Source organism: Thermopolyspora sp. NPDC052614, assembly GCF_040678635.1.
Lineage (GTDB): Bacteria > Actinomycetota > Actinomycetes > Streptosporangiales > Streptosporangiaceae > Thermopolyspora.
This window is the reverse complement of sequence record NZ_JBFATZ010000007.1, coordinates 241527-254356: the sequence shown is the minus strand read 5'-3', so window position 1 is coordinate 254356 and position 12830 is coordinate 241527. Positions and strand designations below refer to the sequence as shown.

General features: G+C 72.8%; 12 protein-coding genes. 2 read left to right on the top strand and 10 right to left on the bottom strand.

Annotated features, from left to right (window positions below; genetic code table 11):
* Positions 1 to 150: 150 nt before the first annotated feature.
* Positions 151 to 1251 (bottom strand): Xaa-Pro peptidase family protein, encoded by a 1101-nt coding sequence (locus tag AB0K60_RS17930; protein WP_364055868.1) that lies wholly within the window; start codon positions 1249 to 1251, stop codon positions 151 to 153.
* Between the two features lie 270 nt (positions 1252 to 1521).
* Here AB0K60_RS17930 and AB0K60_RS17925 point away from each other — a divergent pair, with 270 nt between their 5' ends.
* Positions 1522 to 2427: a 5'-3' exonuclease gene (locus AB0K60_RS17925; protein WP_364055457.1), complete on the top strand. Its 906-nt coding sequence runs from the start codon at positions 1522 to 1524 to the stop codon at positions 2425 to 2427.
* Between the two features lie 93 nt (positions 2428 to 2520).
* On the opposite strand, the gene AB0K60_RS17920 is transcribed toward AB0K60_RS17925, so the two are convergent.
* The 7 genes from AB0K60_RS17920 to AB0K60_RS17890 all read right to left on the bottom strand — a co-directional run bounded on the left by AB0K60_RS17920 (position 2521) and on the right by AB0K60_RS17890 (position 10019).
* A complete protein-coding gene (locus tag AB0K60_RS17920) occupies positions 2521 to 5256 on the bottom strand; it encodes a DEAD/DEAH box helicase (RefSeq protein WP_364055454.1) in 2736 nt (911 codons plus the stop codon).
* A gap of 177 nt (positions 5257 to 5433) precedes the next feature.
* Complete coding sequence (locus tag AB0K60_RS17915) at positions 5434 to 6312, bottom strand: YegS/Rv2252/BmrU family lipid kinase (protein WP_364055451.1); 879 nt, start codon at positions 6310 to 6312, stop codon at positions 5434 to 5436.
* A 151-nt stretch (positions 6313 to 6463) separates the two neighbouring features.
* Positions 6464 to 7339 (bottom strand): twin-arginine translocase subunit TatC, encoded by an 876-nt coding sequence (gene tatC, locus AB0K60_RS17910; RefSeq protein ID WP_364055448.1) that lies wholly within the window; start codon positions 7337 to 7339, stop codon positions 6464 to 6466.
* A 77-nt stretch (positions 7340 to 7416) separates the two neighbouring features.
* Positions 7417 to 7713, bottom strand: a complete 297-nt coding sequence (gene tatA / locus AB0K60_RS17905) for a Sec-independent protein translocase subunit TatA (RefSeq protein WP_364055445.1) — start codon at positions 7711 to 7713, stop codon at positions 7417 to 7419.
* Between the two features lie 66 nt (positions 7714 to 7779).
* A complete protein-coding gene (locus tag AB0K60_RS17900) occupies positions 7780 to 7968 on the bottom strand; it encodes a hypothetical protein (RefSeq protein WP_364055442.1) in 189 nt (62 codons plus the stop codon).
* 150 nt (positions 7969 to 8118) lie between these two features.
* Complete coding sequence (locus AB0K60_RS17895; RefSeq protein ID WP_364055439.1) at positions 8119 to 9075, bottom strand: WYL domain-containing protein; 957 nt, start codon at positions 9073 to 9075, stop codon at positions 8119 to 8121.
* Positions 9072 to 10019, bottom strand: coding sequence for a WYL domain-containing protein (locus AB0K60_RS17890; RefSeq protein ID WP_364055436.1), 948 nt, complete (start codon positions 10017 to 10019; stop codon positions 9072 to 9074). Before AB0K60_RS17890 ends, AB0K60_RS17895 begins: the two co-directional genes overlap by 4 nt.
* 97 nt (positions 10020 to 10116) lie before the next feature.
* Here AB0K60_RS17890 and AB0K60_RS17885 point away from each other — a divergent pair, with 97 nt between their 5' ends.
* Entirely contained in the window at positions 10117 to 11217 is a 1101-nt protein-coding gene (locus AB0K60_RS17885) for a DUF3866 family protein (RefSeq protein ID WP_364055433.1), read from the top strand.
* 238 nt (positions 11218 to 11455) lie between these two features.
* Here the strand turns inward: AB0K60_RS17885 and AB0K60_RS17880 are convergent, their stop codons facing one another.
* Positions 11456 to 11986 carry a DUF3291 domain-containing protein gene (locus AB0K60_RS17880; RefSeq protein ID WP_364055430.1) on the bottom strand — a complete coding sequence of 177 codons (531 nt, stop codon included), beginning with the start codon at positions 11984 to 11986 and terminating at the stop codon, positions 11456 to 11458.
* Positions 11987 to 12019: 33 nt separating this feature from the next.
* A complete protein-coding gene (locus tag AB0K60_RS17875) occupies positions 12020 to 12709 on the bottom strand; it encodes a helix-turn-helix domain-containing protein (RefSeq protein WP_364055427.1) in 690 nt (229 codons plus the stop codon).
* Positions 12710 to 12830: the final 121 nt, after the last annotated feature.

Below are 12830 nucleotides of genomic sequence, written 5' to 3'. Positions count from 1 at the left end.
GTCCGTCCGCTCGGCGGGGCCTCCGGCCGCCCGATGGTGCCTGATGGTGCCTGATGGTGCCTGATGATGATCGTCATCTCGGTAACGCCGCCGGTCCTGCTCACCGTGCTCCTGAACGCTGCTGAACCTCCCGCTCCGGCGGCCGAAGGCTCAGACGACGATCAGGTCGCGGGGCCGGTTGTTGACCCGCTCCACGCCCTCATCCGTGCAGACGACGATGTCCTCGATCCGGGCGCCGTGCTTGCCGGGCAGGTAGATGCCGGGTTCGACGGAGAAGGCGAAGCCGGGGGCCAGAGGCTCGGTGTTGCCCGCGACGATGTAGGGCTCCTCGTGCACCTCCAGGCCGATGCCGTGCCCGGTGCGGTGGATGAAGTATTCGCCGTAGCCGGAGTCGGCGATCACCTCGCGCGCCGCGGCGTCCACCGCCTCGCAGGTGACGCCGGGCCGTACGGCGGCGCAGGCGGCCTCCTGGGCGGCCTGCAGCACCTCGTAGTAGGCGACGAACTCCTCCGGCGGCTCACCGACGGAGTAGGTGCGGGTGGAGTCGGAGCAGTAGCCGCTGGGCATCATGCCGCCGATGTCGACCACGACCGGTTCCCCGGCCTGGATCACCCGGTCGGACAGCTCGTGGTGCGGGCTCGCGCCGTTCGGCCCCGACCCGACGATCACGAAGTCCACCGTGGCGTGCCCGGCGTCCACGATCGCCGCCGCGATGTCGCGGCCGACCTCCCGCTCGGTACGGCCCGGCTTCAGGAAGCCCGGGACGAGGGCGTGCACGGCGTCGATGGCCGCGCCCGCCTCGCGCAGCGCCGCGACCTCCGCGGGGCTCTTGCGCATCCGCAGCTCGCGCAACACCCGACCGGCGAGCTCCTGCCGGACACCCGGCAGCGCGTCGCGGAACCGCAGCGACTGCATCGCCCACATCCGGTCGGCCACGCCCACCCGCTCGACGGAGCCGAGCCGCGCCGCGACCAGGGCGTAGGGGTCGTCGGTCTCGTCCCACGGCACGAACTCGACGCCCAGCCGGGACGCCGGGGAGTGCTCGGCCGCCGGCAGCTCCAGCCGGGGCACGACGAGGAACGGCTCGCCGCTCGCGGGCACGACCAGGCAGGTCAGCCGCTCAAGCGGCGTCGCGTCGTATCCGGTCACGTACCGCAGGTCGGGCCCGGGCGTGAGCAGCAGCGCGTCAAGCCCCGAGCGGGAGGTGGCCTCGGTGACGGCGGCCAGCCTGGTCACGGGGTACAGCTCCATCGGCTCCGTAGTCACAGGGCCAATCTAGACCACCTCCGGGCGGGTTTCGGACAGGCATCCGGCGACCTGCCACGCCTTCGCGTGCCGCGGCGTACGCCAACCCGCGACGCGGCGCGGGGCGGACGGCCCCCTTGCCTCCGGGCCTCGACCGCGCGACCACGCCTCGGGCTCTCCGCCCCGCCGTCCGCCACGCCGGTCGCGATGATCGGCGCGGTGCGCCCGCACGGTGACCGGACCGGAGTGTCGGCGCGGGATGCGAGGATGGGCGGCATGGGCGGGCTGATGCTTCTCGACACTCCTTCGCTGTACTTCCGCGCCTTCTTCGGCGTGCCGGAGTCGATCAAGGCGCCGGACGGCATGCCGGTCAACGCCGTGCGCGGGCTGCTGGACATGACCGCCACGCTGGTGCGGGCGCACTCCCCCGACGAGCTGGTGGCCTGCATGGACGCCGACTGGCGGCCCGCGTTCCGGGTGGCCGCCATCCCCTCGTACAAGGCGCACCGCCTCGCCACGGAGGACGAGGAGCAGGTGCCCGAGTCCCTCTCGCCGCAGATCCCCGTGATCGAGGAGGTCCTCGACGCCGTCGGCATCGCCCGCGTCGGCGTCCCCGGCTACGAGGCCGACGACGTCATCGGCAGCTACGCGGCCCGCGCCACCGGCCCAGTGGACATCGTCACCGGAGACCGTGACCTGTTCCAGCTCGTCGACGACGATCGCCAACGCCGCGTCCTTTACACAGTAAGGGGAATTCGCAACCTGCAGGCCATCGACGAGGCGGAGATCACCGCCAAGTACGGCATCCCGGGTCGCGCCTACGCCGACTTCGCCACCCTGCGCGGCGACCCAAGCGACGGCCTGCCCGGCGTCCCCGGCGTCGGAGAGAAGACCGCCGCCGCCCTCGTCACGCGCTTCGGCTCGCTCCAGGGCATCCTCAACGCCCTCGACGAGGGCCGCACCGACGGCTTCCCCGCAGGCAGCCGTGCCAGGCTCGCCGCCGCACGCGACTACCTCGCCATCGCCCCCACCGTCGTCCGCGTCGCCCACGACGCACCCCTCCCCGCCGTGGACGTCACCTTGCCCCGCAAACCACGCGACCCGGAGCGCCTCGTCGCCCTCGCCGACCGCTACGGCCTCGACAGCCCGCTCAACCGCCTGCTGTCCGCGTTGTCCGCCTGAACCGACAAGCGGCGCACCGTACCCGCCGAGCGGCGTCGCGAGGGGCATCCCGGCCGCACGGCGGGCAGCGGCGGGCGGTCCGCCTGCGGGACGTCAGGTCAGGGACGAGTAGGCGACGACGCCGCGGCGGATTGCGTCGATGGCCTTGGCGGCGGTGGGTCTGACGTTGGAGTTTTGCGGGGCCGCTTCGCGGATCTGGTCGAGGAGGTCGATCAGTTGCTTGACCTGGCGGACGAAGTCGCCGGCGGCCAGGTCGCCGTCGAAGAGCACGGCGTCGAGGCTGTGGCCCTTGGCCCAGCGCCAGGCGACCCAGGCGAAGCCGAAGTCCGGCTCGCGCAGGAACGACAGGCCGTGCTCCTTCTCCACGGCCTCCAGGTCGCCCCACAGGCGCACCATCGCCGTCATGGTCTGGGTGGCCGCGCCGGGGGGAAGCCGGGGCGTGCGGGCGTCGTCCTGCCGCGACTCGTAGACCAGGCAGGACACGCACGCGGCGAGCTCGGCCGGGTCGAGCTCCTCCCAGAGGCCCTGCCGCAGGCACTCGGAGGTGAGCAGGTCCAGCTCGGTGTAGAGCTTGGCGAGGCGGCGGCCGTGCGCGGTGACCCGTTCGGCGTTGGGCTCCCCCTCCAGGTAGCCGAGCGCCGACAGCACGCCGCACACCCGGTCGAACGTCCGGGCGATCACATGCGAGCGGCTCTCCACCCGCCGCCGCAGCCCCTCGGTCTCGCGCAGCAGCCGGTGGTACCGCTCGGCCCAGCGGGCGTGGTCCTCCCGCTCGTCGCACCCGTGGCAGGGGTGCCGCCGGATCTCCCGCCGCAGCCGGTTGATCTCCTCGTCCTCGATCGCGTGGTCGCGCGCCCGGACCGGCGCGCCGAGATCCCGGTCACCGATCTTGGCGTGCATGGTGGAGACCAGGTCGGCGCGGTCCCTGGCGTTGCGGGAGTTGAAGTTGCGCGGGATGCGCAGCCGCTCCACCGGCTCCACCGGCACCGGGAAGTCGCTCGTGGACAGCCGCTTGACCTGCTTGCCCGCCGTGAGCACCAGCGGCGTGGGCCCGTCGCCCCGGCTGCTGAGCCCTGGGTCGAGCACGACGGCGAGGCCCGCGCGACGCCCGCCCGGCACCCGGATCACGTCGCCGGGCCGCAGCACCTCCAGCGACCGCACGGCCTGCGCCCGCCGGGCCGCGCCGCGCTGCCGGGACAGCTCGGCCTCCCGGTCCGACAGCCTGCGCCGCAGCTCGGCGTACTCGGCGAAGTCCCCCAGATGGCAGGTCATCGCCTCCGCGTAGCCGGCCAGCGCCTCGTCGGCCCGCCGTACCTGGCGGGCGAGGCCCACCACCGCCCGGTCGGCCTGGAACTGGGCGAACGAGGCCTCCAGCAGGGCGCGGGCGCGCTCCCGGCCGACCTGGCCGACGAGGTTGACCGCCATGTTGTACGAGGGGCGGAAGCTGGAGCGCAGCGGGTAGGTGCGGGTGCTGGCGAGCCCGGCCACCGCCAGCGGGTCGGTGCCCGGCTGCCACAGCACCACCGCGTGGCCCTCCACGTCGATGCCGCGCCGCCCGGCGCGGCCGGTGAGCTGGGTGTACTCGCCGGGGGTGAGGTCGACGTGGGTCTCGCCGTTCCACTTATCGAGTTTCTCGATCACCACCGAGCGGGCCGGCATGTTGATGCCCAGGGCGAGGGTCTCGGTCGCGAACACCGCCTTCACCAGGCCCTTGGTGAACAGCTCCTCGACCACCTCCTTGAACGTGGGCAGCATGCCGGCGTGGTGGGCGGCCAGGCCGCGCTCCAGGCTGTCGCGCCACTCCAGGTAGCCGAGCACCGACAGGTCCTCGTCGGGCAGATGGGCGGTGCGCTCGTCGACGAGCTGGCGGATCTCGTGGCGCTCGCGCTCGTCGGTGAGCCGGATCCCGGCGAAGACGCACTGGCGCACCGCGTCCTCGCAGCCGTTGCGGGAGAAGATGAAGGTGATCGCGGGCAGCAGGCCCTCGGCGTCGAGCCGCTCGATCACGTCGCTGCGCGCCGGGGTGTTGCCCCGGCCGCCGCGCGGGCCGCGCGAGTAGCCGCGCCTGCCGCGCCCGCCCGGCCCCAGGCGGACCTCCTCGCGGGCGAAACGGATCAGTTCGGGGTTGACCGTCGGGCGGTCGGAGTCCTCGTTGACGAACAGGTCGTAGAGGCGGTTGCCGACCATCATGTGCTGCCACAGCGGCACCGGCCGGTGCTCGTCCACGATCACGGTGGTGTCGCCGCGCACGTCGCCGAGCCACTCGCCGAACTCCTCGGCGTTGCTCACCGTCGCCGACAGCGCGACCAGGTGCACCGACTCGGGCAGGTGGATGATGACCTCCTCCCACACCGCGCCGCGGAACCGGTCGGCGAGGTAGTGGACCTCGTCCATCACCACGTAGCCGAGCCCCTGCAGCGTGGGCGACCCGGCGTAGAGCATGTTGCGCAGCACCTCGGTGGTCATCACCACGATCGGGGCCTCGCCGTTGACGCTGTTGTCGCCGGTGAGCAGGCCGACCTTGGCCGTGCCGTACCGCTTGAGCAGGTCGTTGTACTTCTGGTTGGACAGCGCCTTGATCGGCGTGGTGTAGAAGCACTTCTGCCCCCGCTCCAGGGCGAGGTGGACGGCGAACTCGCCGACCACCGTCTTGCCCGATCCGGTGGGCGCGGCGACGAGGACCCCGTCGCCGGCCTCGAGCGCACGGCACGCGTCGACCTGGAACTCGTCGAATTCGAAGTCGTAGAGTCCGCGGAAGGCGGTCAGCGCGGGTCCGCTCTCGGCCTGCTGCTCCCGGAAGGCGGCGTAGCGTTCGGCAGGCGTGGTCATGGCTTCAAGCCTACCGATATCGCGATTCCGGTCCGTCCCGCTACACGGGACGGCGTTGTGCGGTGAGGTCCGCCGGTCAATGGCGGCCGTCCGCCGGTCAACGGCGGCCGACGGCCGGTCGGCGATCGGGGGTGGGGGTCGCCGATCGGCGTCGGGGGGACGATCATGGACTCGGCGTCAGGGGACGATCATGGACAGGGCGCCCGGCTCCACCGCGCAGTCGACCGGCGCGGGGCCGACGCGCTCCCCGTCCGCGTACGCGACCACGTCGTGGGCCTCCAGCCGCACGGTGCGGGCGCGGGTGATCGTCGCGGCCGGGTGGGTGACGTGGCCGCCCCGGTAGACGCGGGGGAAGATGCGCAGGAACTCGGACTTGGCCAGGGCGCCGACGACCAGCACGTCGAACAGGCCGTCGTACGGGCTGGCGTCGGGGCACACCCGCATCCCCGCGCCGTAGGAGCGCGTGTTGGCGACCGCGACCAGCATGGCCTCGCGCTCGGCGGCCTTTCCGTCGAGGGTGATCGTGAAGGGGATGGGGCGGAACACCCGCAGTTCCTGCACCATCGCCCGCAGGTAGCGGGCGGCGCCGCCGGGCCAGGTGAGGGCGTTGGCGCGCTCGTTGACCCGCGAGTCGAACCCGCAGGCGACGACTCCGGCGAACCACCGGTCCGGGCCGATCCTGCCCGCGTCCACGGTCGCGGTCCTGCCGCGCAGCACGACCTCGGCCGCGGCGAGGGGGTCACGCCGGGGGACGCCGAGCGCGTCGGCGATGTCGTTGCCGGTTCCGGCCGGGATGATGCCGAGCGGCACCGGCGTGCCCGCGACGGCCTGCACGGCCAGATGCACCAGGCCGTCGCCGCCGAAGGCGACCAGCGCCTCGGGTCCTTCGCCGACCGCGGCCCGGGCTCGTTCGAGGGCGTCCTGCGCGGTGACGCCCACGATGACCGTCACGGGCCGGTCGCCCCGGCGCAGCCGCTGGAGCACCGGGCCGAGCACGCGCAGCCCCCGGCCGCCACGCGCCGCAGGATTCACCAGGACAACAAGGTCACCAGCCACAAACGGAACATATCCATCCCCGCTCCCCCGTGGCCAGGCAGACCTCACGTCCCCGTCCGCTTCCCACTGGCCGCGAGAGCCTGCGCACGCGGCCAGCCACGCGCCCGGTCAGCGCTTGATCACGAGCCTGATCACGCGCCGAATTGCGAGCCTAATCACGAGCGCTGTCCTCGAACTCATCTTCATCGAGCGGGGACGGGCCGGGAGTGTTCAGCTCCTCCTCCAGCCGCCGCTGCCGTTCGGCCTCCTCGACGTCGCGCTTGCGGTCGCGGAAGTACATGAACACCTCGGCCAGCAGGAACAGCACGACCATGGGCACCGCGAGCGACAGCATGCTGATCGGGTCCTGGCTCGGCGTCGCCACCGCGGAGAACACGAACATGCCGAAGATGACCATGCGCTGGTGCTTGGCCACCGTCTGGAACCGCAGCACGCCGATGACGTTGAGGAACACCAGCAGCAGCGGAAGCTCGAAGGAGACCCCGAAGATGACCAGCATGGCGAGGGCGAAGTTGAGGTACTCGCCCATGCTGAGCAGGGGGATGACGTCCACCGGCGCGAAGCCCAGCAGCAGCGCCAGGCCCTTGTCCATGATGAAGTACGCCAGCGCGGAGCCGCCGAGGAACAGCGGCACGGCGAGACCCAGGAACGACAGGGTGTAGCGCCGCTCGTTCTGGTACAGGCCCGGCGTGACGAACGCCCAGATCTGGTACAGCCACAGCGGGGCGGAGACGATGATGCCGAAGATCAGCGCGACCTTGAGGTTGACCATGAACGCGTCGAACACGCCGTTGACCACGAGCGTGCACGTTCCCTTGTCGAGCTGGTGCGACTGGGGCAGCCGGCAGTACGGCTCCTTGAGAAACGCCCAGATCGGGTCGAAGATGACGAACCCCAGCACCGTGCCGCCGGCGATGGCGAGGATCGCCTTGAGCAGGCGGTTGCGCAGCTCACGGAGGTGTTCCATGAGCGGCATGCGCCCCTCGTTGTCACGCTTGCGGGTGGAGGACCGTTTCAACAGCGCCATCGGAGAATCCCGATCTGAGAAGGCAACAAGTCCGGCGAGACGTCACGCGGCGTCGCCGCGCGTGTGTGGGTCAAACGTCACTTGTCCTGGGCGGCCGACCTGGCACGCAGCCGGGCCGCCTCCTCCTCAAGCGCCCGCGCCCGCTCCTCATCCGTCATCGGCGGCGGCGCGGCGGGCAGCGGAGGCGTCTGCACGGCGGGAGCCGGCTGCGGGCGGGCGGCCTGCTCGTCGTCGTCGATCTTGGACGTCTCCTTCTTGAACATGCGCAGGGACTGCCCCAGTGCCCGGGCCGTGTCCGGCAGCTTCTTGGCACCGAACAGCAGGATCAGCACCAAGAGAATGAGGATCCATTCCATGGGTCCCAGAGTGGGCATCGTGTCATCCTTTGGCCGAGCGACGTGCTTGTCTGGATCCGATCGTACGCTGCCCTGAGCGTACTCTCACCCGTCCTGCCTCGACGATCTCCCCCCATCACCTGCGGCCCTGGCCCGTTGGTCCGCCAGCAACCGCCTCGTACGCTCCACTTCACGCCCCAGACCGAGCGCGGCGACCCACACCCGGACCGCCAGCACCGCCAGCACGACCAGCCCGGCGGCGGCCAGCGCGACCGCGGCGAAAACCCAGCCCATGACCCGCCACTCTAGCCAGCTTCCCGGCGCGAGATGACGGACGGCGTCGCCCGCCGGATCGCGACGGCGCCCGTCGCGGGGAGCAGCGGGGGAAGGCGCCCGCCCCCCTCTTGCCCCCGCGGGCGGCGCGCCGGGAGGCGGGTCCGGCGGTCAGCTGGTCGTCTCGTAGAGGGCGAGGGCCGCGCCCGCCGCCTCGGCGACGCGTTCGGCCAGCGCCGGCGGCGAGACGACCCTGCCGCTGTCGCCCAGGCGCAGCGCGAGCCGTACCAGCCAGCCCTGGTCGCGGGCGCGCAGGGCGACCCGCAGGCGGCCCTCCCCGAGCTCGGTGACGCCCTCGCACGGGTAGTACTCGGCGATCCAGCGCCCGGCGGGGGTCACCTCGAGCTCGACCAGCTCGTCGGTGGGCGAGGGCCGGAAGACGCCCTCGGTGACGTCGATCGGCTCGGCCTCCTCCGGCGGGCTGGCCTCGACGTCGAGCGCCTCGGCGCTCAGGATGCGGTCCAGGCGGAACAGGCGCATGCCCTCGGCCCGGTAGCACCAGCCCTCCAGGTAGGCGCGGCCGTCGGCCATCACCACCCGGGTGGGGTCCACCTCGCGCGGGGTGATCTCGTCCCGGCCCGGCACGTAGTAGCGCAGCGACAGCCGCCGCCCGCGCCGCAGCGCGTCGTTCACCGTGGCCAGCGCGTCCGGCGCGGCCTCCACCTCGACGGCGACCTGGCTGCTCACCGATGCCGCGCCCTCGCCCGACGCCTGCTCCAGCTTGGCGATCACCCGGGCGAGGGCGTCCTTGTCCTCGAACTCGGGCAGCTCGGCGAGCATCCGCAGGGCCACGAGCAGCGCGCTGGCCTCGTCCACGGCCAGGCGCAGCGGTCGGGCGATGGTGTCGGCGTTGTCGATGACGATCTCGCCGCCGTCCCAGGAGACGTCGATGAGGTCGCCGGGGGTGTGGCCGGGCAGGCCGCACATCCACACCAGTTGCAGGTCGTCGATGAGCTGCTTCTCGGTGAGGCCGAACAGCTTGGCCACCTCGGGCACCTGCGCGCCCGGATGGGACATCAGGTACGGCACCAGCGCGAGCAGCCGGGGCAGGCGATCGGCCGAGCTCATGCCACGGCTCCCTTCAATCGCCGGATCACGGCGTCGCGTACGTCGGGCGGATCGAGCACCTTGGCGTCGGCGCCCAGGCTGGCGATCCACGCGCCCAGCCGGTCGGCGTCGACGAAGGTGACCTCGAGCTCGTCCCAGCCGTCGCCGCCCGGCCGTACGGCGCAGGCGAGCTGGCGCAGGCCCTGGCAGGTGTCCTGGCGCACCCGGACGACGGCGGTGCGCTCGGCGACGAGCTGATCGCGGTAGCCGACCATGGCGCGGATGTCCACGCCCTCGGGCACCACCACCTGCCCCGGCTTGCCCACCGGCTTCACCTCGCCCGCGATTCGGCTGAGCCGGAACACCCGGGGCGCGTCCCGGTCCCGGTCGTGGCCGACCACGTACCAGCGGCCGCGCCGGCTGACCACGCCCCACGGCTCCACGGTGCGGGTGAGCACGGCCTCGCTGCCGGCCGCGCGGTAGTCGAAGCGCACCGCGCGCCGGTCCCGCACCGCCTCCCACAGCGCGGGGAAGGCGGGGTCGCGGGTGTCCACGCGCAGCTCCAGCGGCCCGGCGGGGGACTCGTCGGTCTCCACGCCGGCGGCGCGCAGTTTCAGCAGCGCCCCGCTGGCCGCACCCGCCAGGCTGGCCCGCTGCCACACCTGGGCGGCCAGGCCGAGCACAGCGGCCTCGTCGGGCTCCAGGGTGATCTCGGGGAGCTCGTAGGCCTGCCGCACGATGCGGTAGCCCGGCTCCTCCTCCCACGGGTCGCGCTGCACCTGGATGGGGATGCCGATCTCGCGCAGCTCGTTCTTGTCCCGCTCGAACATGCGCTGGAAGGCCTCGTCGCCGTCCCGGTCGTACCCGGGGACCGCCTGCCGGATCTGCTCGGCGCTGAGCGGGCGTCTGGTGGCGAGCAGGCAGATGACGAGGTTCAGCAGCCGCTCGGTCTTCCGCCGCGACATCGGGCCCTCCCTTCGTGGTCGCTGGCGACGCCGGCGCGTGCGGCGTGCTCGCGTGGAACGCGACACGCCCACGCGAGTCGACGCTACCCTTGTCCGCGTGATCCGATGGCGCAAGGGCGTGGTGGCGGCGATCCGGCGTGAGTGGTCGGGGGCGGTGGAGCTGGACGTCGCCGTCGGCGACGGGGAGCAGCGCGAGAACTGCCGCGCGCTGGCCTACCCGGCGCTGGTGGGACGCCCCGAGCCAGGCGACACGGTGCTGCTGAACACCACCGCGCTCGCCATGGGTCTCGGTACGGGAGGTTACGCCATGGTCGTGGCCGTTCCGGACCGTTTACCGCAAGATCCTTCCGGTCCGGGGCACTTGGTGAAGGCCCGGTACACGCCGCTGCAGGCCACGGTGCTCGGCGCCGACGAGCAGGAGTCGCCGTTCCACGAGATCATGCGCGACGCGGACGGCCTGGACGGCATGCCGGTGATCGTCGCCGATCTGCACTCGGCGCTCCCGGCGATCCTGGCCGGCCTGTACGCCTCCCTGCCGCCCTCCCGGCCCCGGCCGCGGGTCGCGTACGTCATGCTCGACGGCGGCGCGCTGCCCGCGTGGTTCTCGATGTCGTGCGCGAGGCTGCGCGAGGCCGGCTGGCTGTGCGGGGTGATCACGGTCGGCCAGGCGTTCGGCGGCGACGTGGAGACGGTGACGACGCACACCGGCCTGCTCGCCGCCCGCCACGTGCTTGACGCCGAGGTCGCGATCGTCGCCCAGGGGCCCGGCAACCTGGGCTCCGGCACCCGGTGGGGCTTCTCCGGGGTGGCGGCCGGCGAGGCCGTCAACGCCGCCGCCGTGCTGGACGGCCGCCCCGTGGCCGCCCTGCGGGTGAGCGAGGGGGACGCCCGCGAGCGGCACATCGGCGTCTCCCACCACTCGCTCACCGCCTACGGCCGGGTGGCGCTGGCCCGCGCCCAGGTGGTCGTGCCCGAGCTGCCGGGCGAGTTCGGCGAACGCGTGACCAAGCAGGCCGAGGAGCTGTCCGACCGCCACGAGCTGGTCCACGTTTCCGTGGACGGCCTGGAGGAGCCGCTGCGGCGCTCCCCGGTCCGCCTGTCCTCCATGGGCCGCGGCATCGACGAGGACCGCGCCTGCTTCCTGGCATCGGCCGCCGCGGGCCGCCACGCCGCCACCCTGCTGGCCGACGTCGGCTGACCCGGCCTCACCGGCGATATCCCCGGGCCGATATTCCCGGCCGGTACTCCCGCGTGCCGGCCCACGGGGTCTCGGGCCGCCATGGGCGGGGCTCAGCCCGCCGCCTGCTCCGCCAGGGCCTCCTGCTCAGCCGTGGCGACCGAGCCGATATTCCCGGGCCGACATCTCCGGGCCGATGTCCCCAGGCGGTACTCCCGTATGCCCGGCCCACGGGGTCTCCGGCCGTCGTGGGCGGGGCTCAGCCCGCCGCCTGCTCCGCCAGGGCCTCCTGCTCAGCCGTGGCGACCGCGCCGGGCGCGGGACGTCTGTCGGCCGCGTCGAGGCGGCGCTCGCCCGATGGCTCGTAGAAGTCCCGGAACGTGAACGCCTCGGGTCCGGGGCCCTCCTCACGGAGCCGACGCAAGCGGTCCATGGCCTCCGCCAGGGTGGGGATGGTGCCCTCCGGGATCCACCACATGACCATGTACGGATCCCTCAGGTGCCGGAACCATTCCCGTCGTCGTTTCATGATCGGCAGGTGGGCGCTGCGGTAGGTGAAGTTCCACAGGGACTCCCGGGACTCCCACACCGAGATGTTCACGAGCAGGGAGTCGTCCAGGTAGTCCTCGACGACGTCGGTGGGTCCGTCCCCGCCCTTGAGCCGCCATACGAATCCGGGGGCGCTTTCGGCGAGCAGGTTGATCCTCTCCAGGTCGGCCACGAAGTCGGCCATCACCGGGGAGTCCAAGGGCGCGATCATCTGTGCCACATTCAGCTCTGCGAGGTGCATACCGCACAGCGCACCACAGCCGCGCCTTCTATGTCAATCCTCATTGTATTTAGAAGAGGCGGCCCCGCCGCCCGGCGGTGCTTCGGCGAAGGCGACGCAGCACTCGCCCGGACGGGGGTCCATCGTGGCGGCGACCGAGCCGTCCCGCCCCAGCCCCTTGAGCAGCCCCTGGCACAGCGCCAGGTTCACCGAGCACACCAATACCGGATGCCGCTCCGCCGCGACGTGGAAGGGACAGTTGCGCAGCCGGATCTCGCCGTCCTCGCCCGGGTAGGGCTCGTAGCCGCGATCCGTCAGGACCGCCGTCAGGTCCGCGCCCGGAGGTTCCGCCGCGCCGAGCCTCTCCCCCGCCCGGCGGGCGGCGGTCTCGGCCGGCTCCTCGGCGCCCAGGAGCTCCACGGCCTCGGCGAGCAGCAGGGCCAGCATGCGATAGTCGCGAGGCGGAACGCTCACCTGGTGCTCGGCCGAGGCCCTGCGGTAGACCTTGGCGGGACGCCCGCTGCCCGGCCCGCTCCGGCCCGTCAGCCGCCGCGAGCCGACCTCCAGCAGGCCCGCCTCCACCAGCCGATCGAGGTGGAACGCGGCAAGCGTCCGCTGGATGCCGGCGGCCTCGGCGGCCTCGCCCCGGCTCACCTCGCGCCCCTGGGCGGAGACGTACTCGTAAAGCGCCCGGCGCACCGGGTCCTGCAGTGCCCCCAGCGCTCCCAGATCCTCTGCGCTCACGCCACGAGTCTAGGACCGCCGCGTGTCCGCCCGGCCCGGCCACGGTCGCCACGGCCTCCACAGGCCCCCGTCGATGGGCCGGAAGGCCGCCGTGGCGGTCTCCGGGCAGCCGAACGCCCGG